The 23,993-nt window shown below is 55.3% G+C and carries 25 protein-coding genes; 10 read left to right on the top strand and 15 right to left on the bottom strand.

The genetic code is table 11. From position 1 onward, the window contains the following. Window positions 1-13 precede the first annotated feature (13 nt). Window positions 14-982 carry a zinc ABC transporter substrate-binding protein ZnuA gene (znuA, locus tag CTZ24_RS17100; protein WP_208724157.1) on the bottom strand — a complete coding sequence of 323 codons (969 nt, stop codon included), beginning with the start codon at window positions 980-982 and terminating at the stop codon, window positions 14-16. Between the two features lie 77 nt (window positions 983-1,059). Here znuA and znuC point away from each other — a divergent pair, with 77 nt between their 5' ends. Together znuC and znuB are read left to right on the top strand one after the other, a co-directional pair. Next, window positions 1,060-1,815 (top strand): zinc ABC transporter ATP-binding protein ZnuC, encoded by a 756-nt coding sequence (znuC, locus tag CTZ24_RS17095; RefSeq protein ID WP_036624966.1) that lies wholly within the window; start codon window positions 1,060-1,062, stop codon window positions 1,813-1,815. Beyond that, window positions 1,812-2,597: a zinc ABC transporter permease subunit ZnuB gene (gene znuB / locus CTZ24_RS17090; RefSeq protein ID WP_208724156.1), complete on the top strand. Its 786-nt coding sequence runs from the start codon at window positions 1,812-1,814 to the stop codon at window positions 2,595-2,597. Before znuC ends, znuB begins: the two co-directional genes overlap by 4 nt. 7 nt (window positions 2,598-2,604) lie before the next feature. On the opposite strand, the gene ruvB is transcribed toward znuB, so the two are convergent. From ruvB to aspS, 6 genes are all read right to left on the bottom strand, one after another. After that, the gene (gene ruvB / locus CTZ24_RS17085) at window positions 2,605-3,609 is read right to left on the bottom strand and encodes a Holliday junction branch migration DNA helicase RuvB (RefSeq protein WP_021182958.1); all 1,005 of its coding nucleotides are present in this window, start codon (window positions 3,607-3,609) and stop codon (window positions 2,605-2,607) included. 8 nt (window positions 3,610-3,617) lie between these two features. Next, on the bottom strand, window positions 3,618-4,232 hold the full coding sequence (ruvA, locus tag CTZ24_RS17080; protein WP_013509467.1) for a Holliday junction branch migration protein RuvA: 615 nt from the start codon (window positions 4,230-4,232) through the stop codon (window positions 3,618-3,620). 91 nt (window positions 4,233-4,323) lie between these two features. Beyond that, complete coding sequence (gene ruvC / locus CTZ24_RS17075; protein ID WP_084875399.1) at window positions 4,324-4,851, bottom strand: crossover junction endodeoxyribonuclease RuvC; 528 nt, start codon at window positions 4,849-4,851, stop codon at window positions 4,324-4,326. A 37-nt stretch (window positions 4,852-4,888) separates the two neighbouring features. Beyond that, window positions 4,889-5,632, bottom strand: a complete 744-nt coding sequence (locus CTZ24_RS17070) for a YebC/PmpR family DNA-binding transcriptional regulator (protein ID WP_021182956.1) — start codon at window positions 5,630-5,632, stop codon at window positions 4,889-4,891. Window positions 5,633-5,793: 161 nt separating this feature from the next. Further along, window positions 5,794-6,225: a dihydroneopterin triphosphate diphosphatase gene (gene nudB / locus CTZ24_RS17065; RefSeq protein WP_021182954.1), complete on the bottom strand. Its 432-nt coding sequence runs from the start codon at window positions 6,223-6,225 to the stop codon at window positions 5,794-5,796. Next, window positions 6,225-8,006, bottom strand: a complete 1,782-nt coding sequence (aspS, locus tag CTZ24_RS17060; protein ID WP_036624961.1) for an aspartate--tRNA ligase — start codon at window positions 8,004-8,006, stop codon at window positions 6,225-6,227. The genes nudB and aspS overlap by 1 nt, the downstream gene beginning before the upstream one ends. 221 nt (window positions 8,007-8,227) lie before the next feature. On the opposite strand from aspS, the gene CTZ24_RS17055 reads away from it, so the two are divergent. From CTZ24_RS17055 to cmoB, 3 genes are all read left to right on the top strand, one after another. Further along, window positions 8,228-9,049 (top strand): DUF72 domain-containing protein, encoded by an 822-nt coding sequence (locus tag CTZ24_RS17055; RefSeq protein WP_208724155.1) that lies wholly within the window; start codon window positions 8,228-8,230, stop codon window positions 9,047-9,049. 92 nt (window positions 9,050-9,141) lie between these two features. Continuing rightward, window positions 9,142-9,870, top strand: coding sequence for a carboxy-S-adenosyl-L-methionine synthase CmoA (gene cmoA / locus CTZ24_RS17050; RefSeq protein ID WP_013509473.1), 729 nt, complete (start codon window positions 9,142-9,144; stop codon window positions 9,868-9,870). Next, complete coding sequence (cmoB, locus tag CTZ24_RS17045) at window positions 9,867-10,835, top strand: tRNA 5-methoxyuridine(34)/uridine 5-oxyacetic acid(34) synthase CmoB (protein ID WP_208724154.1); 969 nt, start codon at window positions 9,867-9,869, stop codon at window positions 10,833-10,835. The genes cmoA and cmoB overlap by 4 nt, the downstream gene beginning before the upstream one ends. A gap of 3 nt (window positions 10,836-10,838) precedes the next feature. On the opposite strand, the gene CTZ24_RS17040 is transcribed toward cmoB, so the two are convergent. Next, on the bottom strand, window positions 10,839-11,459 hold the full coding sequence (locus tag CTZ24_RS17040) for a LysE family translocator (protein ID WP_208724153.1): 621 nt from the start codon (window positions 11,457-11,459) through the stop codon (window positions 10,839-10,841). Window positions 11,460-11,634: 175 nt separating this feature from the next. Between CTZ24_RS17040 and CTZ24_RS17035 the strand changes: the two genes are divergently transcribed. Next, the gene (locus tag CTZ24_RS17035; RefSeq protein ID WP_208724152.1) at window positions 11,635-12,732 is read left to right on the top strand and encodes a glycerol dehydrogenase; all 1,098 of its coding nucleotides are present in this window, start codon (window positions 11,635-11,637) and stop codon (window positions 12,730-12,732) included. A gap of 38 nt (window positions 12,733-12,770) precedes the next feature. On the opposite strand, the gene CTZ24_RS17030 is transcribed toward CTZ24_RS17035, so the two are convergent. Beyond that, entirely contained in the window at window positions 12,771-13,619 is an 849-nt protein-coding gene (locus CTZ24_RS17030) for a hypothetical protein (protein WP_208724151.1), read from the bottom strand. Window positions 13,620-14,143: 524 nt separating this feature from the next. Here CTZ24_RS17030 and CTZ24_RS17025 point away from each other — a divergent pair. After that, window positions 14,144-14,332, top strand: coding sequence for a hypothetical protein (locus CTZ24_RS17025; RefSeq protein WP_021182947.1), 189 nt, complete (start codon window positions 14,144-14,146; stop codon window positions 14,330-14,332). A gap of 91 nt (window positions 14,333-14,423) precedes the next feature. On the opposite strand, the gene cutC is transcribed toward CTZ24_RS17025, so the two are convergent. Then, entirely contained in the window at window positions 14,424-15,176 is a 753-nt protein-coding gene (gene cutC, locus CTZ24_RS17020) for a copper homeostasis protein CutC (RefSeq protein ID WP_021182946.1), read from the bottom strand. A gap of 86 nt (window positions 15,177-15,262) precedes the next feature. Between cutC and CTZ24_RS17015 the strand changes: the two genes are divergently transcribed. After that, complete coding sequence (locus tag CTZ24_RS17015) at window positions 15,263-16,408, top strand: MalY/PatB family protein (protein WP_208724150.1); 1,146 nt, start codon at window positions 15,263-15,265, stop codon at window positions 16,406-16,408. Here the strand turns inward: CTZ24_RS17015 and CTZ24_RS17010 are convergent. Then, window positions 16,405-16,965 (bottom strand): VOC family protein, encoded by a 561-nt coding sequence (locus CTZ24_RS17010; protein ID WP_208724149.1) that lies wholly within the window; start codon window positions 16,963-16,965, stop codon window positions 16,405-16,407. The two genes, CTZ24_RS17015 and CTZ24_RS17010, sit on opposite strands and share 4 nt — an antisense overlap. 314 nt (window positions 16,966-17,279) lie before the next feature. Here CTZ24_RS17010 and CTZ24_RS26855 point away from each other — a divergent pair, with 314 nt between their 5' ends. Beyond that, window positions 17,280-17,402 carry a hypothetical protein gene (locus CTZ24_RS26855; RefSeq protein ID WP_013509482.1) on the top strand — a complete coding sequence of 41 codons (123 nt, stop codon included), beginning with the start codon at window positions 17,280-17,282 and terminating at the stop codon, window positions 17,400-17,402. 180 nt (window positions 17,403-17,582) lie between these two features. Further along, window positions 17,583-19,313 carry an arginine--tRNA ligase gene (gene argS, locus CTZ24_RS17005; protein ID WP_021182943.1) on the top strand — a complete coding sequence of 577 codons (1,731 nt, stop codon included), beginning with the start codon at window positions 17,583-17,585 and terminating at the stop codon, window positions 19,311-19,313. A gap of 36 nt (window positions 19,314-19,349) precedes the next feature. On the opposite strand, the gene flhE is transcribed toward argS, so the two are convergent. The 4 genes from flhE to cobA form a co-directional block, all read right to left on the bottom strand. Then, window positions 19,350-19,745 carry a flagellar protein FlhE gene (gene flhE / locus CTZ24_RS17000; RefSeq protein WP_208724148.1) on the bottom strand — a complete coding sequence of 132 codons (396 nt, stop codon included), beginning with the start codon at window positions 19,743-19,745 and terminating at the stop codon, window positions 19,350-19,352. Between the two features lies 1 nt (window position 19,746). Further along, window positions 19,747-21,834, bottom strand: a complete 2,088-nt coding sequence (flhA, locus tag CTZ24_RS16995; protein ID WP_021182941.1) for a flagellar biosynthesis protein FlhA — start codon at window positions 21,832-21,834, stop codon at window positions 19,747-19,749. Further along, the gene (gene flhB, locus CTZ24_RS16990; RefSeq protein WP_021182940.1) at window positions 21,827-22,981 is read right to left on the bottom strand and encodes a flagellar biosynthesis protein FlhB; all 1,155 of its coding nucleotides are present in this window, start codon (window positions 22,979-22,981) and stop codon (window positions 21,827-21,829) included. Before flhB ends, flhA begins: the two co-directional genes overlap by 8 nt. 187 nt (window positions 22,982-23,168) lie before the next feature. Then, the gene (cobA, locus tag CTZ24_RS16985; protein WP_208724147.1) at window positions 23,169-23,984 is read right to left on the bottom strand and encodes a uroporphyrinogen-III C-methyltransferase; all 816 of its coding nucleotides are present in this window, start codon (window positions 23,982-23,984) and stop codon (window positions 23,169-23,171) included. Window positions 23,985-23,993: the final 9 nt, after the last annotated feature.

Raw genomic sequence — 23,993 nt, 5'->3', positions numbered from 1 at the left:
TTTACCTATTCCTCTATGCTCCATTCAGGCAGCTTGCATACTGGCTCGACAACTGTGAGAGGAATTTCACGTAGCTGTCTTTGGTTAAGCTGATCCCCATGCCCAACGGATCCAGGGTGCCTTTACGCACATTGGTTCCCCGTGACACTGCATCGATGACTGCTGGCCTGAATTGTGGTTCAGCGAAAACGCATGTGGCTTTCTGCTCAACCAACTGTGTTCGTATCTGATTTAAACGCTGTGCGCCCGGTTGGATCTCAGGATTGACGGTAAAATGCCCTAATGGTGATAAACCGTAATGTTTCTCAAAGTAGCTATAAGCGTCGTGAAAAACGAAGTAACCCTTATTCCGCACCGGCGCGAGCTGCGCGCCAATGTGTTTGTCGGTATCCGCTAATTCTGCCTCGAACTGATGCAGGTTTGCGTCTAGTTTGGCCTTGCTTTGCGGCATAAGTTCCAATAATTTCCCATGGATTGCAACCGCTGATTGCCTTGCTATCTCTGGGGACATCCACAAATGCATATTAAACTCACCGTGATGGTGATGTTCATCAGACACGTCTTGTTGACCAGACTTTACTGATTCCTTACTCAACTCTGCATCATGTTCGTGCTCGTCATCATCGATACCACGAATCAAAAGTGGTTTAACTCCTGCAATATCAGCAATTTCGAGGTTTTTATTTGCCGGAAGTTGCGCCGCCGATTTAGTCAGGAACGCCTCCATTTCAGGGCCAACCCAAACCACTAAGTCCGCGTTTTTTATACGTTTTACATCTGAAGGGCGTAGTGCATAATCATGCTCAGACGCACCATCCGGCAAAAGCACTTCAACCGGCGTGACGCCATCGGCGATCGCAGCGGCAATGAATCCAATGGGTTTAATCGAAGCAACAACCGCAGCCGATGCTGGCAGAGCAAAAGAAGCAGCCATTGCTGCCGCAGGAAGGGTAAAAGCAAGGCGCTTTTTAATGTGTAACATAATGCGTCATTCCATCGTGACCAGTTGATGGAATGTGATATTATAACATCCGAAATTCTGTGCAACCTGTAAATATCATGCCTTCACTTGTTACGCTCGAAAACATCTCTGTGAAATTCGCTCAGCGTCCGGTACTTGCGGGTATCAGCCTCAAACTGGAGCCGGGAAGAATTTTAACGTTACTTGGCCCTAACGGTGCCGGGAAATCGACCCTGGTGCGCGTCGTGCTGGGTCTGCTGACGCCCGATAGCGGCGAAGTGAAACGCGACGCCAATTTACGTATTGGTTATGTGCCGCAAAAGCTGCATATCGACCCTACCCTGCCGATTAGCGTCGAACGCTTTATGCGTTTATCGCGTGGCAGTCGCGCCGATGCCATCCTGCCAGCGTTGAAGCGCGTGCAGGCGGGCCATCTGTTGCACGCACCGTTGCAGAAATTATCCGGTGGTGAAACCCAACGAGTCCTGTTGGCCCGCGCGCTGCTCAGTGACCCGCAATTGCTGGTACTGGATGAACCGACACAAGGGGTGGATGTGAATGGTCAGGTCGCGCTGTATGACCTGATTGACCAACTGCGCCGCGAGCTTAACTGCGGTGTGCTGATGGTGTCGCACGATCTGCATCTGGTTATGGCAAAAACCGACGAAGTGCTGTGCCTCAATCATCATATCTGCTGTTCCGGCACCCCGGAGGCGGTATCGCAACACCCGGAATTCATCGCCATGTTTGGTCCGCGCGGTGCACAGCAACTGGCTATCTATCGCCACCATCATAATCATCGTCACGATTTACAGGGACGCATCGTTCTGCGCAAAGGAAACGGCCCGTCATGATTGAACTGTTATTACCCGGCTGGCTGGGTGGTGTGTTTCTGGCACTGGCCGCCGGTCCCCTCGGCGCTTTTGTCGTCTGGCGTCGTATGTCCTACTTTGGTGACACCCTGGCGCACGCGTCACTGCTTGGTGTGGCATTCGGCCTGCTGTTTAACGTTAACCCCTATTATGCGGTGATCGTGGTCACGGTCTGCCTCGCGTTGGGGCTGGTGTGGCTTGAGCGGCGTCCTCATCTGGCCATTGATACCCTGCTGGGCATTATGGCGCACAGCGCGTTATCGCTGGGCCTGGTGGTGGTCAGCCTGATGTCCGGGGTTCGAGTTGATTTAATGGCGTATCTGTTCGGTGACCTGCTGGCAGTCACACCGCAGGATTTGTGGATGATGGGTGGGGGTGTGGCGATTGTGCTGGCGGTGATGGCATGGCAGTGGCGTTCTTTGCTGTCAATGACTATCAGCCCGGAGCTGGCGCAGGTCGACGGTGTCAATATTCAACGTACACGTCTGATGTTGATGCTGGTCACTGCGCTGACCATTGGCGTGGCGATGAAATTTGTCGGTGCGCTGATTATTACCTCATTGCTGATCATCCCGGCGGCCACCGCACGCCGCTTTTCCCGTTCGCCTGAGCAGATGGCGGGGTCTGCGGTAATCATCGGTATTCTCGCGGTGACCGGCGGTTTAAGCTTTTCAGCGTTGTACGACACGCCTGCCGGTCCTTCGGTGGTGCTCTGCGCAGCCATGCTGTTTATCATCAGCATGGCAAAAAAACCGGCGTCCTGACGCCGGTTTACTCTTCGCGCGAAATGCCGAAGTGACGATACGCATGCTGCGTTGCCATACGGCCACGCGGCGTGCGTTGAATGAACCCTTGTTGGATCAGGAAGGGTTCAATCACATCCTCAATGGTTTCACGCTCTTCACCGATGGCAGCAGCCAGGTTATCCAGCCCCACCGGCCCGCCCATAAACTTATCGATAATCGCCAGCAACAGCTTACGATCCATATAGTCAAAACCCTGGCTGTCGACATTCAGCATATCCAGCGCGCTGGCGGAAACGTCTCCACTCATGTTGCCATTGGCGCGTACTTCGGCAAAGTCACGCACACGGCGCAGCAGACGGTTCGCAATACGTGGTGTACCGCGTGAACGACGGGCGATTTCCAGCGCGCCTTCCTCACTTAATGTCAGGCCAAGACAGGCGGCGCTACGACCCACAATATGTTGCAGGTCAGCCACGTTGTAGAACTCAAGGCGCTGAACAATGCCAAAGCGATCGCGCAGCGGCGAAGTCAATGAACCCGCACGCGTTGTGGCACCAATCAGGGTAAAGGGAGGGAGATCCAGCTTGATCGAGCGCGCCGCCGGGCCTTCGCCAATCATAATATCCAGCTGGTAATCTTCCATCGCCGGATAAAGGACCTCTTCCACCACCGGTGACAGCCGATGGATCTCATCGATGAACAGCACATCATGCGGTTCAAGGTTGGTCAGCATCGCCGCCAGATCCCCTGCTTTCTCCAGCACCGGCCCCGAAGTGGTGCGCAGATTGACACCCATTTCATTGGCGACAATGTTTGCCAGCGTGGTTTTGCCGAGGCCCGGGGGACCAAAAATTAACAGATGATCGAGCGCATCACCGCGCAACTGCGCAGCCTTGATGAAGATCTCCATCTGTTCACGCACCTGTGGCTGACCGACATATTCTGCCAGCAGCTTAGGACGGATGGCGCGGTCAAGACTCTCTTCTTCGTTGACACTGCCGGCCGAGACCAGGCGATCGGCTTCAATCATGCATTACCTCAAATGGCTGCGCGCAGGGCTTCACGGATCAGGGTTTCACAATCCGCATCGGGTCGGCCAATTTTGCTGACCATACGGCTGGCTTCCTGCGGTTTATACCCCAGCGCTACCAGCGCCGCAACCGCTTCTGCTTCGGCGTCGTTGTTCTCTGGTGCCGCAGATGGCGTGGTCAGGGTAAAGGCGTTATCACCACCAAACAGGTCGCCATGCATCCCTTTGAAGCGGTCTTTCATCTCGACAACCAGACGCTCGGCGGTTTTTTTCCCGACGCCGGGGAGTTTCACCAGCACCGCAATCTCTTCTTTTTCCACGGCGGTAACGAACTGCTGAGCCGACATGCCGGAGAGGATCGCCAGTGCCAGTTTTGGCCCCACGCCGTTGACCTTGATTAGCTCGCGGAATAGCGCTCGCTCCTGCTTGCTGTTAAAGCCGAACAGCAGTTGCGCATCTTCACGCACCACGAACTGGGTGAAGATGATGGCTTCCTGATTGAGTTCAGGCAGCTCATAGAAGCAGGTCATTGGCATATGCACTTCGTAACCGACACCGTGCGCCTCAATCAACACCAGCGGCGGCTGTTTTTCCAGAATATTGCCTCGTAGACGACCAATCACCTGAACGCTTCCTTATTTGTATGAACCCGTATGGCGGCTATTTATAACATAAAAAAGGCTGGATGAATATCCAGCCTGATGGGGGTGTTCGTTAGCCCGATCGTAGCCTGCCGCGCGTCAGCACCAGTTTGCTGTCACTCATCCGTGCGGCATTCTGGCTGACGTGGCAGTGAGTGATGGCAATCGCCAACGCATCGGCCGCATCGGCCTGGGGATTCGCCGGTAACTTCAGTAAGGTTCGCACCATGTGCTGCACCTGGCTTTTCTCCGCGCTACCGATGCCGGTAACCGTCTGCTTCACCTGGCGCGCCGCGTATTCAAACACCGGCAAATCGAGATTCACCGCGGCAACAATCGCCGCACCACGAGCCTGTCCCAGCTTCAGCGCAGAATCCGCGTTTTTCGCCATAAACACCTGTTCGATGGCAAAAAAGTCCGGGGAAAATTGGGTGATGATTTCGCTGACGCCAGCGTAAATCAGTTTGAGACGGGAAGGCAGGTCGGTCACGTTGGTGCGGATACAGCCGCTGCCCAGGTAACTGAGCTGGCGGCCGGTCTGACGAATAACACCGTAACCGGTGACGCGCGAGCCGGGATCGATCCCGAGAATTATTGCCATAGCGCGCCTCCGGCAGGTTGCGGTTGAGAAAACGCCATTACAGCGTTTCCGCCACCTCATCAGAAATTTCACCGTTATGGTAAACTTCCTGCACGTCGTCACAATCTTCCAGCATATCAATCAGACGCAGCAGTTTTGGTGCGGTTTCCGCATCCAGATCGGCTTTGGTCGATGGGATCATGGTGACTTCAGCTTCATCGGCTTTCAGGCCAGCGGCCTCCAGCGCATCGCGCACTGCGCCCAACTGTTCCCAGGCGGTGAAGACATCAATCGCACCATCATCGTAGCTCACGACATCTTCCGCACCGGCTTCCAGCGCAGCTTCCATCAGGGTATCTTCATCCTGGCCCGGAGCAAACGAGATCACGCCTTTTTTGCTGAACAGGTAGGAAACGGAGCCGTCTGTGCCGAGGTTGCCACCCGTTTTGGTGAAGGCATGACGCACTTCGCCCACGGTACGGTTACGGTTGTCACTCAGACACTCAACCATGACCGCTGAACCACCCGGCCCGTAGCCTTCATAGATGATGGTTTCCATGTTGGAATCATCTTCACCACCCACGCCACGCGCGATTGCACGGTTCATGGTGTCACGGGTCATGTTGTTGGACAGGGCTTTGTCCATTGCAGCACGCAGGCGCGGGTTAGAACCGGCATCGCCACCACCCAGTTTCGCGGCAGTGACCAGCTCACGAATGATTTTGGTGAAGATTTTACCGCGCTTTGCATCCTGAGCAGCCTTACGGTGCTTGGTGTTTGCCCATTTACTATGTCCGGCCATTTCTCATCTCTCGTCTATTGCACGGGCTATCTTGCTGGCGGTGTACAACCTCGCTGCGCCGATAACGCCCGTCTGTTTAAGTCTGCAATGCAGTTAGACCGCATCGAATAAATAAAAATCTTAAAGAATTTGCCGCCGGAAAAACGCGCGGCGGCTGGCATTCAGATAAATTCTTCAATTGCCTGGCGGTTACTCCAGGACTTGGTCAGGGCTGCTGCATCCGCGGGAGCCAGCCACCGCGCGGCAAGGTGTTCGCTGAGGATCACCTCGCGCTCGGCGGGCAGTGCCAACCTGAACCAGTGCTCGCGGTTGTGGGTGGTACCCGGGGCGTAGCGGTGGCGATAATGCGGGAAGATCTCAAATTCGATCTGTTTGTGGCAATCCACCAGCGCCAGCTGTTCATTCACCACATCAATCGCCAGTTCTTCCTGCACTTCACGCTGAGCGGCCTGAAGCGGGGTTTCCCCGGCTTCGAGGCTGCCGGTGACCGATTGCCAGAAGCTGTCGTCATCACGGCGTTGCAGCATCAACACCCGGCCCGAGTCCTGAGCAAAAATCACCACCAGAACCGAAACCGGATGCTTATAACCCATTATTTATTCTCGAGCTTGTCTTTCTTCGGTGCCAACTGAATCCCCAGATCCGCCAGCGCGGCCGGATTGGCTTCGCTTGGCGCTTCGGTCATCAGACAGGCCGCCGCAGTTGTTTTCGGGAAGGCGATAACATCACGAATGTTGTCAGTGCCGGTCAGCAGCATGGTGACGCGGTCCAGACCGAAAGCCAGACCCGCATGCGGTGGCGTACCATATTTCAGTGCATCCAGCAGGAAGCCGAACTTCTCGCGCTGTTCTTCTTCAGCAATGCCGAGAATGCTGAACACCGCCTGCTGCATGTTGCCATTGTGGATACGTACCGAACCGCCGCCCACTTCATAACCGTTGATCACCATATCGTAAGCGTTGGCGATTGCCTGCTCCGGGTTAGCCGCCAGCTCTGATGCCGTCATCTCTTTCGGCGAGGTGAACGGATGGTGCATCGCCGCCAGACCGCCTTCGTCATCCGCTTCGAACATCGGGAAGTCGATCACCCACAGCGGTGCCCAGGCTTTGTCATTGGTGATTTGCAGGTCGCGCCCCACTTTCAGACGCAGCGCACCCAGCGCATCTGACACCACTTTGGCGCGGTCAGCACCAAAGAAGATCACATCACCATCCTGCGCACCGGTACGCTCCAGGATCGCGGCCACAATCTCAGGACTCAGGAACTTCGCAACCGGGCTTTGAACCCCTTCGAAGCCTTTCGCCAGCTCGTTGACCTTCATCCACGCCAGGCCTTTCGCGCCGTAGATCTCAACGAACTTACCGTATTCATCAATCTGTTTACGGCTCAGGGTCGCACCACCCGGAACACGCAACGCTGCCACACGGCCTTTCACGTCGTTCGCCGGGCCAGAGAACACCTGGAACTCAACGTTTTTCAGCAGATCAGCAACATCTACCAGTTCCATCGGGTTGCGCAGGTCAGGCTTATCGGAACCGTAACGACGCATCGCTTCCGCGAAGGTCATCTGCGGGAAGCTACCGAGATCAACACCTTTGATATCCAACCACAGTTCACGGATCAGACGTTCCATCACTTCACGCACCTGCTCGGCGGTCATGAAGGAGGTTTCAACGTCGATCTGGGTGAATTCAGGCTGGCGGTCAGCGCGCAGGTCTTCGTCGCGGAAGCATTTGACGATCTGATAGTAACGGTCAAAACCGGACATCATCAGCAGCTGTTTGAACAGCTGCGGAGACTGCGGCAGCGCATAGAATTTACCTTTATGCACGCGGCTCGGTACCAGGTAATCACGCGCGCCTTCCGGTGTGGCTTTGGTCAGCATCGGGGTTTCGATATCGAGAAAACCTTCGCTATCCATAAAGCGACGCACGAAGCTGGTGATTTTCGCGCGAGTTTTCAGACGCTGCGCCATTTCCGGACGACGCAGGTCAAGGTAACGGTATTTTAAGCGTGCTTCTTCGCTGTTGACCTGGTTGGAGTCCAACGGCAGCGGCTCAGCACGGTTAATGATGTTCAGGTCGTGGGCAAAGATTTCAATCTCGCCGGTTGCCATGTCGCTGTTTTTATTCTTCTCATCACGCGCACGCACGGTGCCGGTAATCTGAATACAGAATTCGTTACGCAGCTCAGACGCCAGCTGGAAAGCCTCCTGGCGATCGGGATCGAAGAACACCTGCACGATGCCTTCACGATCGCGCATATCGATAAAAATCAGGCTACCCAGATCGCGACGGCGGTTTACCCAGCCGCAAAGAGTGACTTGCTGACCCACATGAGACAGATTGAGCTGTCCGCAATATTCTGTACGCATAACGTATCCTTTTAACTTCGCCGCTGCTGCTGACAACATCAGGCCGCGTAACCTTCTGAGATGCTGCCGCAAAAAAGGCGGCTATTATAATGGAAAAAGCCAGACAGGATAAGTAGAGCCGCGCCAAAGCCAACAAAACATCTGCTTTTGTCACAGCTTGTTATCCCACGGTTGCGAAAACCGGTTAACCTGTGGCGGATTTTACCGCCTGGAGATCATTTTTGACGCTACGTATTGGTTTGCCGCAGTGGCAGCATCCACACTGGAAACAATTTGGCCTGGAGACACTGGCGGATTACGCGCAGTTATTCGATTGTGTCGAAGGCAACACCACCCTCTACGCCCTGCCGAAACCGGAAGTCGTCCAGCGCTGGTACGATATGACCCACGATGATTTCCGCTTCTGCTTTAAATTTCCCGCCAGCATTAGCCACCAGGCTGCACTGCGTCAGTGCGATGACTTGCTGGCTGAGTTTTTCCGCCTGCTGGACCCGTTAGCCAACCGCATCGGCCAATATTGGCTACAACTGCCCTCCACCTTTGCTCCGGCACAGCTGCATGACCTGTGGCAATTTCTGGATAGCCTGCCACGCCGCTTCAGCTATGGCGTGGAAGTGCGCCACGCGGCGTTCTTCGCTAAAGGGGAAGCCGAGCGCGCCCTGAATCGCGGCCTGCAACAGCGTGGGGTAAATCGGGTGATCCTCGATAGCCGCCCGGTGCATGCTTCACAATCGCAAACTGCCGCCGCCATTGAAGCACGCAGAAAGAAGCCGCGCGTACCACCGCATGCAGTGCGCACCGGGCAGCAACCGATGGTCCGTTTTATCGGGAGCGATAGCGTGACCGAAAGCCTGCCGCTGTTTCAACCGTGGCAGAGTAAGCTGGCGGAATGGCAGGTGGAGAGCGATCCACTGCTGTTTATCCATACCCCGGATATGGGCGAGGTTTTCCCGCTGATTCAGGCATTGTGGCCACAGTTGCAGCAACTGGAACCGTGTCTGCCCGCCCTGCCCGTCTGGCCGCAGCAATCGAGCCTGTTCTGATCGCGCAGGCTACACTCATGGGAAACGGGTGCAGCCTGCGGCAGTTTCTGCCAGAATAGCGCCCTTTCCGTTTTCTCTCCGGATATTTCATTATGTCTGACCGCGATACGCTATTTTCCGCGCCCATTAATAAATTGGGTGACTGGACCTTTGACGAGCGCGTGGCTGAAGTCTTTCCTGATATGGTTCAGCGCTCGATCCCTGGTTATTCCAACATCATTTCGATGATTGGCATGCTGGCAGAACGCTTTGTCCAGCCCAACAGCCAGGTCTACGATCTCGGCTGCTCGCTGGGTGCGGCGACGCTTTCGGTGCGCCGCAATATCCATGTGCCGGGTTGCCAGATCATTGCAGTCGATAATTCACCGGCGATGGTGGAACGCTGCCGTCGTCATATCGACGCTTTCCGTGCCGATACGCCGGTTCAGGTGTTAGAAGCGGATATCCGCGATATTCCGATCGAAAACGCTTCCCTGGTGGTGTTGAACTTTACGTTGCAATTCCTCGAACCCGATGCACGCGTGCTGCTGCTGGAGAAAATCGCTCAGGGGTTGAACCCGGGCGGCGCGCTGGTGCTGTCTGAGAAATTCAGCTTTGAAGATGCTGAAGTCGGCGAGTTGCTGTTTAACATGCATCACGACTTTAAGCGGGCCAATGGCTACAGCGAGCTGGAGATCAGTCAAAAGCGCAGCATGCTGGAAAACGTGATGTTGACCGACAGCGTAGAAACCCATAAGGCCCGTCTGAAACAGGCCGGTTTTGGTCACGCAGAGTTGTGGTTCCAGTGCTTTAACTTTGGCTCACTGGTGGCGTTGAAATGATTGATTTTGGCAGGTTCTATCAACAAATCGCGACCGGCCCGCTCGCCAGTTGGCTGGAAGTGTTACCGGCACAGGTTGCGGCCTGGCAGCGTGAAAATTTGCACGGCCACTTTCGCAACTGGGAAAAGTCGGTTGAACACCTTCCGGCGCTGGTGCCGCATAAACTTGATTTACTCCATAGCGTCAGTGCCCAGCAGGATGATTTAACCGAGCGTCAGCGCGCCGGGATTGAGAAACTGCTGCGTAATTTGATGCCGTGGCGCAAAGGGCCGTTTTCCCTGTACGGCACCGAGATCGACACCGAATGGCGTTCGGACTGGAAGTGGCAGCGTGTGTTGCCGCATATCTCGCCGCTGGCGGGCCGTACCGTGCTGGATGTCGGCTGCGGTAGCGGTTATCACATGTGGCGCATGGTCGGTGCGGGCGCGCAGTTGGTGGTGGGCATCGACCCGATGCAGTTGTTTCTCTGTCAGTTCGAAGCGGTGCGTAAACTGTTGGGCGACGATCGCCGCGCGCATCTGCTGCCGCTCGGCATTGAGCAGCTCCCGGCGCTACAGGCGTTCGATACCGTGTTTTCGATGGGCGTGTTGTATCACCGCCGTTCACCGCTGGACCATCTGCTGCAACTGAAAAATCAGTTAGTCAGCGAGGGGGAGTTGGTGCTGGAAACGCTGGTGATTGAAGGTGATGAGAACGCGGTACTGGTGCCCGGTGAACGTTATGCGCAGATGCGTAACGTTTACTTTATTCCGTCTGCCGCTGCACTGAAAAGCTGGCTGGAGAAGTGTGGCTTTGTGGATGTGCGCATTGCTGATTACGCTATCACCTCGGTGGAGGAGCAGCGTCGCACCGACTGGATGACCAGTGAGTCACTGGCCGAATTCCTGGATCCGCACGACAGCAGTAAAACGGTAGAAGGTTACCCGGCTCCGCTGCGCGCGGTGCTGATAGCCCGCAAACCGTAAGCCTTAACGCCGCGACAGCGCCAGCTTCGCGGCGAACCCGATAAACACGCAACCGGTCAGTCGGTCCATCACTTTAATCACCGCCGGACGGCGCAGATGCGCAGCAAAGTAGTGGCTACCGCCAATCAGCACAGCATTCCACACCAGGCCAATCGCCATATGGGTCAGCGCCATCAAGGTACACCACAACGGCACGGAAGCGCCGGCTGGAATAAACTGCGGCAGAAAAGTGACATAAAACACCCCCACTTTCGGGTTCAGCATATTACCGAGTAAACCGCGTACGAAACAGGCGAAAAAGCCTTGATCTTTGGTGGCGCTGGGCTGCCCCTCCAGCGCCTGGGTGCGCGGATTCAGCAGCAACTTCACCCCGAGCCACAGCAGATATAACGCCCCGATCCATTTCAGCAGGTTATACGCCATCTCGGACGCCAGCAGTAACGCACCCAACCCCAGCCCCACCATCACGCCCCAGGCCAGACAACCTAATGTCACGCCAAACGCGGTGGCGGAAGCGCGTTGCCAGCCCTGAGCTGCTGCGGTACGCAGCACCAGCGCCGTATCGAAACCCGGTGTTAAGGTGAGGATGGTGATGGCAAACAGAAATGAAATCAGTAACGTCATGGCCGACTCCCGGTGAATTGTCCTACATCTTAACGTTGTGTCTGCGTGAACACGATAGTTACCTTCCGTGATTAATTGAGAATGATTCTCAACTTGCCACCAAAGGTTAAATTGCCGTCAGGCTTCTGTGTCAGTGTGGTGCCAGTCTCTTTTCTAACCCAAAGGAGTTATGGCTATGAGTAAATTTATTTTCTCTTCACCACGGAAGTATGTTCAAGGCGCTGGCGTGCTGGATGAACTGGGGTCATACATCGCCGAGCTGGGTCATCACGCGTTTCTGGTGGCCGATGATATTGTCTGGCAGCTGATTGGCGAGCGTACCCAGCTGACCTTAAAAGCTGCCAGCGTCGAGTTCAGCCGCCAGGCGTTTAAGGGTGAGGCGTCCAGCAATGAGATCAACCGTCTGACACAACTGGCACAGTCTCAGGGCAGCAACGTGATTGTCGGGCTGGGCGGCGGTAAGACGCTGGATACGGTAAAAGCGGTAGCCGATGAACTGAAGCTGCCGGTCGCCATCGTCCCGACGGTCGCGTCAACCGATGCGCCTTGTAGCGCGCTTTCAGTGATCTACTCCGACAGCGGCGTGTTTGAAAGCTATCGTTTCTACAGCAAAAACCCGGATCTGGTACTGGTGGATACCGCCGTCTGTGCCGCTGCACCGGCGCGCCTGTTCGCCTCGGGTATTGCTGATGGTCTTGCCACCTGGGTTGAAGCCCAGGCGGTGCTCCGTTCACATGCCAAATCAATGGTCAATGGCGATCCCACTATCGCCGGTCTGGCGATCGCCCGCGCCTGTGAAGAAACGCTGCTGACCTGGGGTTTCAGCGCCTGGACCGCCGTGTCGGAGAAACGCGTGACGCCTGCGGTGGAAGCGGTGGTGGAAGCCAATACCCTGCTCTCTGGCCTGGGTTTTGAAAATGCCGGACTGGCGGGCGCGCACGCCATTCATAATGGCTTTACCGCCATCGATGGCGATATCCATCATCTGACGCACGGCGAGAAAGTGGCTTATGGCACGCTGACGCAGATGGTGCTGGAGCAACGCCCGGATGAGGAAATTGCCCGCTATATCCGTTTCTATCGCTCGATCAACATGCCTACCACCCTGAAAGAGGTGCATCTGGAGAGTGAAAGCTGGGAGAATCTGGTGCGGGTCGGCGCGCTGGCAAACAGTGACGGTGATACGCTCAAAAACCTCAATCCACATCTCTCACCGGAAGATATTGCTAACGCCATTTTGGCGGTCGATGCGTTCAGCAAAACGGTGAAATAAGCCTGCCTGCGGCGCGGTTTAACGCGCCGCTAACGAGATTACTGTTCTTCCGTTGGCTTATCCCAATACTGATATTTATATGCCGAACTCAGGTGGCGCTCGATAGTCCCTTTCTCAAACACTTCCGTTTCATGCAAATAACTTAGCGTGCAGTTGCCGACCTCGTCCCATAGCTGACATTCATCGACAGAACGGATGGTGCTGACGGGAGTGCTGGCCGTGCCGTTCAGACGTAACTCACGCCATTGGTTATCGTAGGTGTAGGTATCTTTGCTGCGTGCGCTGGTGGCGCTGGTCACCAGACCTTGTGGATTCCAGTTGTAGACACTCTCGCCGTTGGTCAGCTCATCGCTGCCGCGCGCGATACTGCGCTCCAGCCGAAAGTGTTTGTCATAGCGATAGGTGGTATCGGTGAAGCCATCTTTGCCCATGCTGGTAAATTTATCCGACGAGCTGATGATGTTTCCGCGCTGTCCCATCTGCCAGTTGATGGTACCCTGCCGGTTATCTACCACCACTTCTTTACCTTCTTTCAGCACCTTGACCAGATAAGCATATTCAGCGACCCAGCCGCCCTGCACCCGTGCGATATGTTGCTCCATGCTGAGGACCACATTGCTTTCACTTTTATCGTAACTGATATCTGCCACCATTAAATCACCGCAGGGATCAAACTGCCCCAGAATCCGTTTTTGTGAATCCACATCTTTGCCAAACTCACCGGCAATAACCTGACGTACCGCGCCTTTGGCATTGCCACCCAGCATGATCCAGTTGTTGCTATTGGTGATATTTTTGCTCAGCGGTGGGCATTGCGTGCTGACGGCCAGCGCAGCGCCACTGAGCGGAAAAAGCAGCAGTAAAACGGCACAAGAGATGGATTTCATGATGGTTATCCGTGAATAGCCTTAACGTCAATGTAAGCATCTTTTTCCATGATGCGCTATGGCCTGGTTAAAAGTTGCTATTGCCGTGGAAGGGAAAGACCGCCGCCAGTGCGTATTGATTAACTGTTTGAAATTGAATGATGTGCGGTGCCGGGTGCCTCCCGGTGAGCCGGATAAGCCCCAATCCCGGCCCGCATGACACGTCAGAAACCTTGGCTTTGCCCCTCCGCACAGGGGGATTCACCGCATAACGGCCAAATTACGCAGCGCAAAAGTTTATTTATACTTTGATTTAATTACTTAACCCCAGTCTCACCACGGAAATATCACTTTCGTGATCGATGTTGCATTTAATCCAGCATCCCAATGCAGAACCCTTCTGAATAAAGTCAAGCCTGATTAAGCATCTATTGTTTGGTTACTCACAAGATTACTCTCAAGGACGATCTTCTAAACTCCCCAAGGCAATCTTAATAAAACGAGTAGTACCCTACCTTACCTGACTCGATACTAAGGGGTTGAGCATGATTCAATCAGCAAGTGATATCCAGAAGCGCAGCGACGAAAAACGGGGTGTCAAACCTAAAACCTATAAACTGCCGTTGCAAACCATTGATCGTATCGAGTTGCTGGCAAGTGATACCGGGGTGTCTCAGGCGGCTATCATTGCCACGGCCATTGATATTTATGAGCAGTCGTTAAAGCGCGTTTGATAAAAAGAACCCCAGCAAGAAGACTGGGGTTTGGTACTTGCAAACATCACGTCAGGCTATCGGCGTGCTGTGCGGCAAAAATGGTACGATGTCAGGCGACCCGGATGCTGTTCATTTGCATCATGCTTTTCATGGCTTCAACCACATCACCATCAACGCAATAGCGGCTGAATTCATCGTTTTCCGCTTCTGAACACATCGATACACCCGCTTTACGGTAGCGCATCGGAGAAGCAACTAAGCGGCTGGCCGAGCTGTGAACCTCCTGCAAACCACTATCGAGAAACTTTTGCAGGTTGCTTAAACGGACGCCAGCCCCTGCCATAATAATTGGACCGCTACTCTGTTCATTAAGTTCCCGTAATAATGGAATTCCGGTTTCCGCACTTTGCTGCTGGCCCGAAGTCAGTATCCGCGCGATACCCAGATCAGTTAACACTTCAAGCGCGCGTTTCGGGCTGTGGCACAAATCAAAGGCGCGATGGAAGGTCACCGCCATCCCATCACACAGCGCCATAATCTGCCGCATACGGGCGATATCCACATGGGCATCTTCGTCCAGCATACCAATCACCAGCCCAGGGAAACCCAGCTCGCGTATCAGCGCCACATCCGACTTCATGGTTTCAAACTCACGGTCGGTGTAGCAAAAATCGCCGCCGCGTGGTCGAACAATCGGATGGACCGGAATGGTAATTTCTCGTCGTACGGCTTCCAGCACCCCTGCGGATGGGGTTAACCCGCCTTCGCGTGGCGCGCTGCACAGCTCCAGACGGTCAGCACCGGACAGCTGCGCAGTCATTGCACAGTCGATGCCGTAGCAGCATATTTCCAGTTTCGTCATACTTTTCTCCTTTACATGACAGCTGGCTCGGGAAGATTGCTTAAGTTAGTCTGCTCATTGGAGACAGTTTACGTGGAAAACTCACTATGGCATTCAATTTTGACCAATGGATAGACCGTCGTCACAGCGATAGTTTGAAATGGCACAAATATGGCGATCAGGATGTACTGCCACTCTGGGTTGCGGATACCGATTTTCGCTCCCCTGAATGCGTTATTGAAGCGATAAAGCAGCGCGCTGAGCATGGGGTTTTTGGTTATGGCGACACCCCCAGCGGTTTGATAGATATCACAATATCCCGCCTTGAACAGCGTTATGGCTGGCGCATTCAACCGGAGTGGATTGTCTTGCTGCCTGGCGTGGTATGCGGCCTCAATCTTTCGGTCCGTGCATTTACCGACTCCGAACAAAGCACGGTCGCACCGGCCCCCATTTATCCACCGTTTCGCGCGGCGGCGAAACTGGCTGAACGCGCGCAGATCAGTCTGCCGTTGCGATTAGAAGGTCAGCGCTGGCTTATGGATTTACACACTGCCCCTGAAAGATTGCAGGGCGATGAACGTTTATTGATGCTGTGTAATCCGCAAAATCCCGGCGGCACGGTCTATCGCCGTTCAGAACTGCTGGCGCAACTGGCTTTTGCCCAACAGCACGATATGATTGTCTGCTCCGATGAAATTCATTGTGATTTGCTTCTCACTCCAGGCGTGGAGCATATTCCCTTTGCCACCTTAAGCGAGGATGCAGCCCAGCGCAGCATTACACTGATTTCCCCTTCAAAAACCTTCAACATTGCGGGTCTTGGTGCCTCAATGGCGATCATCCCCAACCCGGAATTGCGCAGGCGCTTTAAACAAACACGTCAGGGGATTGTGCCCGGTGTGGATATCCTGGCATTGGTGGCCGCAGAAGCCGCATGGCGCGGCGGAGATGACTGGCTGGCGGCGCAGATCGCCTATCTGCGCGCCAACCGCGACCGGCTAGTTGAGCAGGTGAATGCGTTGCCGGGACTGAGTATGGTCGCACCCGAAGCGACTTATCTTGGCTGGATCGATGCCAGCGGGCTGGGTGTCGACAACCCGACGGGTTATTTCGAACAGCATGGTCTGGGGTTCTCGCCAGGACACGATTTTGGTGATGGCCGCTTCGTGCGCTTTAACTTCGGCTGTACCCGCGCCACGCTGGAGGAAGCGATCACGCGGCTGCAACGGGCGATCGCTGCACGGCGCTAGTCTTGCTCGCTGGCGACGATCTCTTCCAGCCGCCACGGATGAAATTTGATGGTTGTTTGCCCATCCGTGACCGCCAGGGTCGGATTGGGCAGACGCTCCTTTTCGCCCTGCGGGGCGCTGGTTTTAAAGGAGATGCCAGGCTGCATCAACGCCTCATCGGCCAGCAGCGCCATCGCCCGCATGCCCAGCGTGTCCGGTTCACCACGCAGCACAATTTCCACATGTTCCCAGCCCTCGTGGCGATAAAGTTTTTCCCCCGGCCACGGCAACTCAATCACATCGATCTGCCATCCCGCCAGTTGCAGCGGCTGATGCAGTTTGAACAAACAAATCGGACGACCATTGATCATCGCTTCAGAGAACTGGCTACCGATTTGCAGCAAACCTTGCTTCCAGCGCTCCGCTGTCGCGTATTGATGGCAACGCACGGCCACATGATCGGCGTCGTGTTCATTCAGTTGCAGACCTAAACGTTCAGCAAATTGCTGCAATGCCTGTTCAAAGCGCAGCAGGTCTTGTTCCAAATCCTTCAGTTCTGAAGGAAAAATCATCGTCATGCGTCAATTACTCCGCTATCAGTTTAAATATTTTAATCAATCCAGCACATTGCTTTTCCAGAGCTTCTGACGGCAAAATAGTCAGAATCCTCTGATTTAGCCGCAAAATCCCCGAAAAACCGTATAAAAGTGCCTTTGAATTAGGATTAATCGCAGGCACAGGTCCAGTTGTTACTTTATGAAAGTACCTTAACGACATGTTTAATATAACAATAATTAATACAATGAGATAAGTCTTATTTAGCCTGCGAACAATTGCAGCCTGAAATCCTTTCTTATAAATTTGTGGCTACACAAATTAAAGGAATGGCCCTATGTCTATGCTCATTGTTGTCGCGGTCCTGATTGCATTGATGGGATTTGCTATTTCCCGCCACTGGAAGGTACGTGAAGACAAAAGCGTCAAAAATCCTCGTCGCTTTCAACGGCGCCGTTAATCGGCGCTGGAGTTTCCCTGCCTGATTCCGGCGTCTATCCGATAGCTGACGCACTCTAACATTTCACGTATACTTCCCGTCTTATTTTTTCCGTCCCGCCCGCCCAACAGCGCCTCTGCGGGATGACGACATCGGCTCGCACATGGCAGGCGAGCAATTTCAGCATATGAAGGTAACGCGGTGAATATTCAGGCTCTTCTTTCCGACAAAGTCGGTCAGGCAATGATCGCGGCAGGTGCGCCTGTCGATTGCGAACCACAGGTACGTCAGTCCGCTAAAGTGCAATTCGGCGACTACCAGGCGAACGGTATCATGGCCGTGGCGAAAAAGCTCGGTCAGGCACCGCGTCAGTTGGCTGAACAGGTGATCCAGCATCTCGATCTGCACGGCATTGCCAGCAAGGTTGAAATCGCCGGGCCGGGTTTTATCAACATTTTCCTTGATCACCAGTGGCTGGCTGACCAGGCCGCGCAGGCGCTGAACTTACCGCGTCTTGGCGTCAGCAACGTGGCGGCGCAAACCATTGTCGTCGACTATTCTGCCCCTAACGTCGCGAAAGAGATGCACGTCGGCCACGTCCGTTCCACCATCATCGGTGATGCTGCGGTGCGTACGCTGGAGTTCCTCGGCCATCATGTCATCCGCGCTAACCACGTTGGCGACTGGGGTACGCAGTTCGGCATGTTGATCGCTTATCTGGAGAAACAGCAGAGCGAGCATCATGAAGATATCGCGCTGGCCGACCTCGAAGCCTTTTATCGCGAAGCCAAACGCACCTATGACGAAGATGAAGCCTTCGCGGAACGTGCCCGTGGCTATGTGGTGAAATTGCAGGGTGGCGATGAGTATTGCCGTACCATGTGGAAGAAGCTGGTCGACATCACCATGAGTCAGAACCAGAAAGTTTATGACCGTCTGAACGTCACCCTGACGCGCAAAGATGTGATGGGTGAAAGCCTGTACAACGATATGCTGCCGGGCATCGTTGCTGATCTGAAAGAAAAAGGTCTGGCAGTGATCAGCGAAGGCGCAACCGTGGTGTTCCTTGATGAATTCAAAAACAAGGAAGGCGAACCTATGGGGGTCATCGTGCAGAAGAAAGATGGCGGTTACCTCTACACCACCACCGACATCGCCTGCGCGAAATATCGTTATGAAACCCTTCATGCTGACCGCGTGCTGTACTACATCGATTCACGTCAGCATCAGCACCTGCAACAAGCCTGGACCATCGTACGCAAAGCCGGTTACGTACCGGAATCGGTGCCGCTTGAACACCACGCATTCGGCATGATGCTGGGCAAAGATGGCCGTCCGTTCAAAACCCGTAGCGGCGGCACCATCAAACTGGCCGACCTGCTGGATGAAGCGGTGGAACGCGCGCTGGCGTTGGTGAGCGAGAAAAACCCGGAAATGTCTGCCGACGAGTTACAGGCGCTGGCAGAAGTGGTAGGTATTGGTGCGGTGAAATATGCCGACCTGTCAAAAAGCCGCACCACCGATTACATTTTCGACTGGGATAATATGTTGGCCTTTGAAGGCAACACCGCACCTTACATGCAGTATGCCTACACCCGCGTGCTGTCGGTGTTCCGCAAAGCCGGTATCGATGCCGACAGCCTGCAAGGCAACATCATTCTGTCTGAAGAGCGTGAAGCCCAACTGGCAACCCGCCTGCTGCAATTCGAAGAAGTGATCACCCTGGTGGCACGCGATGGTACGCCGCATGTGATGTGTGCTTATCTTTACGATCTGGCTGGCCTGTTCTCCGGCTTCTATGAACATTGCCCGATTCTGGCGGCGGAAGATGAGCAGGTGCGCAACAGCCGTCTGCAACTGGCGGCGCTTACCGCGAAAACCCTCAAACAAGGTCTTGATACCCTGGGTATCAAAACCGTCGAGCGTATGTAATACGAAAAACCCGCCAACCGGCGGGTTTTTTATTGGCTACTGATAATTCACCGTCACTTCGCTGCTCACCACGCGCAAACCTGGTGGCATCGCTCCCCGGCCATTAAAACCAAACGCCAGATGCAGGGTTTCATCGGCAGCGACATGTGCCAGCCCGCGCGTGGTGCCGCTGGCGCCGTCCAGCAACACGCAACGCTGGTTGGCACACAGCCGAACCACCAGTCCTGACGGGGCGGGACGGCTCAGCTTATAACGCCAACTGACCTGAGAAATAACGCCCTGCACCGGGCCAGCAGCGCGTAGCGGTGGCGAGCTTAGCCAGTTGCCACGCGCCCCGAGACTCGGTCCACTGGCGCTGGCATGCCATGCCCCCTCGGCAGCCACCGCCCACAAGGGCAGCAGCAGAAATAATCCCGGCCACACGCGGCGCATCTTATTTGCCCCCGATGGTGGCGGTCATACGGATCTGACGATTATCCGTCAGCTCCATATTGGAGAGCACCACCAGCTGAGGCAGATTGCGACGCAGGAAGCGTGCCAATAACGCACGTAGCGGATGGTTCACCAGCAGCACCGGCGGTGCTCCCAGCATCTCCTGACGTTGCAGCGCATCCTGCGCCTGATGCAACAGACGGTCAGCCAGACCCGGCTCCAGACCGCCACCGCCCTGCAACGCCTGCAACAGCAGACGTTCCAGCGTCGCATCCAGGCCAATCACCTGCACTTCGCCGTTACCCGGGAACCACTGCTGGGTGATCGCACGGCCCAGCGCCACCCGCACCACGCTGGTCAGCTCCTGCGCATCAGTCTGCACCGGCGCATGCTCCGCCAGGGTTTCAATAATGGTACGCATATCGCGAATCGACACACGTTCGGTCAGCAAATTCTGCAACACCTTGTGCAGCGTGGTCAGGGTGATCACGCCCGGCACCAAATCTTCGGTCAGTTTCGGCATTTCCTGCGTGACACGATCCAACAGTTGCTGCGCTTCCTGACGACCAAACAGCTCGCTGGCGTATTGACCGATCAGATGATTCAAGTGTGTCGCCACCACGGTACTGGCTTCCACCACCGTGAAGCCCTGAATCTGTGCCTGTTCTTTCAGCGCGCTGTCGATCCAGATCGCAGCCAGACCAAAGGCCGGATCGACGGTGGCTTCACCCGGCAAGGTGCCTGCTGCGGTACCCGGGTTAATCGCCATCCAGCGTCCCGGATAGGCATCACCGCTGCCAATCTCTACCCCTTTCATCAGAATACGGTAGCGCGCAGGCGGCAGTTCCATATTGTCGCGAATATGCACCACCGGCGGCAGGAAACCGACCTCCTGCGCCACTTTTTTACGGATACTACGAATACGTCCCAGCAGCTCACCATTTTGCAGGTGATCGACCATCGGGATCAGACGATAGCCTACTTCCATCCCGAGCGAATCTTCCAACTGGACATCGGTCCAGGAGGCTTCCACTGTCGCCGGGGTTTCCTGATTTTTCACCACGCTGGACGCTTCTGGCTGTTTCTTCGGCTGCATTTGACGTCCACGCAGCCACCATGCCAGTCCCAGCAACGCAGCGGTAAACAGCAGAAAGACAAAGTTCGGCATGCCCGGCACCAGGCCCAGCAGACCAATAACTCCGGCACTCAGCATCAGTACGCGCGGATTGTTAAACAGCTGCCCGACCATCTGCTCGCCCACATCCTGATCGGTGCTGACGCGCGTGACAATAACACCGGCGGCGGTAGAGATGACCAGCGCCGGGATCTGCGCCACCAGACCGTCACCGATGGTCAGCAGCGTATAGGTTTCCGCCGCGTGCCCCAGATCCAGACCATGCTGCACCACGCCAACCAGCAGACCACCGATGACGTTAATCACCATGATCATGATCCCGGCGATGGCATCACCACGCACAAACTTACTGGCACCGTCCATTGAGCCGTAGAAGTCGGCTTCCTGCGTCACTTCTGCGCGACGCTTCTTCGCTTCATCTTCACGAATCAGACCGGCGTTGAGGTCGGCGTCGATCGCCATCTGCTTACCCGGCATCCCATCGAGCACAAAACGCGCCCCGACTTCGGCGATACGTCCGGCACCCTTGGTGATGACCATAAAGTTGATGATCACCAGGATGATGAACACCACGATACCGATGGCGAAGTTGCCGCCGACCAGGAAGTGACCAAAGGCTTCAACCACGCGACCTGCGGCGGCCGCGCCGGTGTGACCATCCAGCAGGATGATACGGGTGGAGGCCACGTTCAACGCCAGGCGTAACAACGTAGAGAACAGCAGAATGGTGGGGAATGCGGCAAAATCCAGCGTGCGCTGGGTGAACATCGCCACCAGCAACACCATAATGGACAACGCAATATTGAAGGTGAACAGCAGGTCAAGGATGAACGCCGGTAAAGGCAGCACCATCATCGACAGAATCATCATGATCAGCACCGGCCCCGCCAGTACCTGCCATTGCGTGTCTTTAAAATTGCCCGGTAACCGCAGCTTTTCGGCCAGATTAGCCATCGTTTCTGTTCTCTCCTGGAATGTCCATCTCTGCCGGGACCGACAGATTATGAGGTTTCTTCGGTATCAGGCCGCCTTCACGCTTCCAGCGTCGCAGCTGCCAGACCCACGCCAGCACTTCCGCTACCGCCGCATACAGCGCGCCGGGAATGAACTGACCAATTTCGGTATGGCGGTACAGCGCACGCGCCAACGGCGGTGCCTCAAGAATCGGGACGCGATGTTCCTTGCCCAGTTCACGAATTTTCAGCGCCACTTCTCCGGCACCTTTAGCAACCACCTTCGGGGCGCTCATCTTCTTGTCGTTATATTGCAGAGCCACGGAGTAGTGTGTCGGGTTGGTGACAATCACATCCGCCTTCGGGACGTCAGCCATCATGCGGCGGCGAGCCGCCGCGCGCATGGCCTGACGAATACGCCCTTTGACGTGCGGATCGCCCTCCTGCTGTTTAAATTCATCGCGGATATCCTGGCGCGACATACGTAACTTTTTGAAGTAGCTGTACAACTGCCAGAAAACGTCAAATCCCACCATCGGGATCAAGCCAAGCATCACCAGCGCACAACAGATGGCAATCATGTTCATGCCATGTTCCAGCGCATTCATCGGGGATTCGCTGATTAAACGCAGCATCTCCGGCCAGTGCGACCAGATGTACCAACCTGCGACCGTACCCACTAACACCGCTTTCAGGATCGCCTTCAACAACTCCGCCCAGGTCTGCCCGGAAACCATACGCTTCAGGCCGCTTAACGGGTTGAGTTTGGTGAAATCCGGACTAAGGGATTTGCCGCTGATCACAATGCCGCCCAGCAGCATGGGGGCCGCGATCGCCACCAGCACCAGTCCGGCCATCAGCGGCAGCACGGCCAGTACCGCCTGACCAATCAGACTGCTGATATGCGCCACGATCACCTTGTCATCGGTCACCATGCCATGATCAAAACGAAAACCGGTCGCCACCATCGAAGCCAGACGACGCGCGATGCTGGTGCCGCCCAGCCACAGAATCATGATGCCGGACAACATCATCAATAACGATGTCAGCTCGCGCGAACGCGGAATCTGCCCATCCTGCCGTGCTTTTTCAAGTCGGTGCGCTGTGGGCGATTCTGTTTTGTCCTCGTCGCTACTCTCGTCAGCCACGGCATACCTCTGCTGGCAGGAATTCTGAGCATAGAATGCCAAAAGGCGACGAAGCTAAAGCGTGGATTAAGGGGAGAAAACGTCAGTTTATTTAGCCATAAGGGAAATTGTCACCAGCACGGGTCCCGTAGCGGCGCGATTTATCGCGCATTTTCAGCACGGAAGAAACGCGCGATAAATCGCGCCGCTACGGGCTTATGTGAGTTTCAGTCGCCCGGATGCTGGCTTCTTGATAAAACCGCACCACCTCGCCCACCAGCAATAACGCCGGTGACTGAGGCTGTTCGCGTGCCACCGTCTCGCTTAGTTGAGTCAGCGTCGTGATCAGCACCCGCTGGTCAGCTCTGGTGCCGTTTTCAATGATGGCGACCGGTGTGGCCGCATCACGCCCCTGCGCCATTAACTGGCTGCTGATGCTACTGCTCCACTTCAGCCCCATGTAGAACACCAGCGTCTGGTTAGCCGCTGCCAGACTTTTATCCTCCAGGCATGGCTCGCCGGATTTGCCGTGACCGGTGATCAGACGCAAGGATTGCGCGCAATCACGATGGGTGAGCGGAATGCCACTGGCAGCCGCGCAACCCGCCGCGGCCGTAATGCCGGGTATCACCTGACAAGCAATCCCCGCCTGCTGCAAAAATGCCATCTCTTCGCCACCCCGGCCAAAAATAAAGGGATCGCCCCCTTTGAGCCGCACCACGTTGCGTCCACTGCGCGCCAGATCCACCAACAACTGGTTAATCTGTCCCTGCTTTAATCCATGACTCCCCGGCTTTTTGCCGACGTCGATCGCCAGCGTTCCCGCCGGCACCTCTGCCATCACCTCATCACTCACCAGTCGGTCATACACCACCACATCGGCCACTTTAATCAACCGTAGCGCTTTCAACGTCAGCAACTCGACATCGCCCGGTCCTGCCCCCACCAGCCACACCACCCCATCCTGGCCGGTCGCGCCCTGTGGGTTGAACAGTTTATCCAGCGTCTCAATTGCCTGTGTCATGCGGACCTC

Origin of the sequence: Pantoea phytobeneficialis (assembly GCF_009728735.1) — a bacterium.
In the GTDB taxonomy this organism is placed as follows: Bacteria; Pseudomonadota; Gammaproteobacteria; order Enterobacterales; family Enterobacteriaceae; genus Pantoea; species Pantoea phytobeneficialis.
This window is presented reverse-complemented; position numbering and strand designations above follow the sequence as displayed.

What these genes read in the sequence shown, in the direction of transcription:
- znuA (WP_208724157.1), bottom strand. Translation starts at nt 982, where the DNA reads ATGTTACACATTAAAAAGCGCCTTGCTTTTACCCTTCCTGCGGCAGCA.
- znuC (WP_036624966.1), top strand. Translation starts at nt 1,060, where the DNA reads ATGCCTTCACTTGTTACGCTCGAAAACATCTCTGTGAAATTCGCTCAG.
- znuB (WP_208724156.1), top strand. Translation starts at nt 1,812, where the DNA reads ATGATTGAACTGTTATTACCCGGCTGGCTGGGTGGTGTGTTTCTGGCA.
- ruvB (WP_021182958.1), bottom strand. Translation starts at nt 3,609, where the DNA reads ATGATTGAAGCCGATCGCCTGGTCTCGGCCGGCAGTGTCAACGAAGAA.
- ruvC (WP_084875399.1), bottom strand. Translation starts at nt 4,851, where the DNA reads ATGGCAATAATTCTCGGGATCGATCCCGGCTCGCGCGTCACCGGTTAC.
- CTZ24_RS17070 (WP_021182956.1), bottom strand. Translation starts at nt 5,632, where the DNA reads ATGGCCGGACATAGTAAATGGGCAAACACCAAGCACCGTAAGGCTGCT.
- nudB (WP_021182954.1), bottom strand. Translation starts at nt 6,225, where the DNA reads ATGGGTTATAAGCATCCGGTTTCGGTTCTGGTGGTGATTTTTGCTCAG.
- aspS (WP_036624961.1), bottom strand. Translation starts at nt 8,006, where the DNA reads ATGCGTACAGAATATTGCGGACAGCTCAATCTGTCTCATGTGGGTCAG.
- cmoA (WP_013509473.1), top strand. Translation starts at nt 9,142, where the DNA reads ATGTCTGACCGCGATACGCTATTTTCCGCGCCCATTAATAAATTGGGT.
- cmoB (WP_208724154.1), top strand. Translation starts at nt 9,867, where the DNA reads ATGATTGATTTTGGCAGGTTCTATCAACAAATCGCGACCGGCCCGCTC.
- CTZ24_RS17040 (WP_208724153.1), bottom strand. Translation starts at nt 11,459, where the DNA reads ATGACGTTACTGATTTCATTTCTGTTTGCCATCACCATCCTCACCTTA.
- CTZ24_RS17035 (WP_208724152.1), top strand. Translation starts at nt 11,635, where the DNA reads ATGAGTAAATTTATTTTCTCTTCACCACGGAAGTATGTTCAAGGCGCT.
- CTZ24_RS17030 (WP_208724151.1), bottom strand. Translation starts at nt 13,619, where the DNA reads ATGAAATCCATCTCTTGTGCCGTTTTACTGCTGCTTTTTCCGCTCAGT.
- CTZ24_RS17025 (WP_021182947.1), top strand. Translation starts at nt 14,144, where the DNA reads ATGATTCAATCAGCAAGTGATATCCAGAAGCGCAGCGACGAAAAACGG.
- cutC (WP_021182946.1), bottom strand. Translation starts at nt 15,176, where the DNA reads ATGACGAAACTGGAAATATGCTGCTACGGCATCGACTGTGCAATGACT.
- CTZ24_RS17015 (WP_208724150.1), top strand. Translation starts at nt 15,263, where the DNA reads ATGGCATTCAATTTTGACCAATGGATAGACCGTCGTCACAGCGATAGT.
- CTZ24_RS17010 (WP_208724149.1), bottom strand. Translation starts at nt 16,965, where the DNA reads ATGACGATGATTTTTCCTTCAGAACTGAAGGATTTGGAACAAGACCTG.
- CTZ24_RS26855 (WP_013509482.1), top strand. Translation starts at nt 17,280, where the DNA reads ATGTCTATGCTCATTGTTGTCGCGGTCCTGATTGCATTGATGGGATTT.
- flhE (WP_208724148.1), bottom strand. Translation starts at nt 19,745, where the DNA reads ATGCGCCGCGTGTGGCCGGGATTATTTCTGCTGCTGCCCTTGTGGGCG.
- flhA (WP_021182941.1), bottom strand. Translation starts at nt 21,834, where the DNA reads ATGGCTAATCTGGCCGAAAAGCTGCGGTTACCGGGCAATTTTAAAGAC.
- cobA (WP_208724147.1), bottom strand. Translation starts at nt 23,984, where the DNA reads ATGACACAGGCAATTGAGACGCTGGATAAACTGTTCAACCCACAGGGC.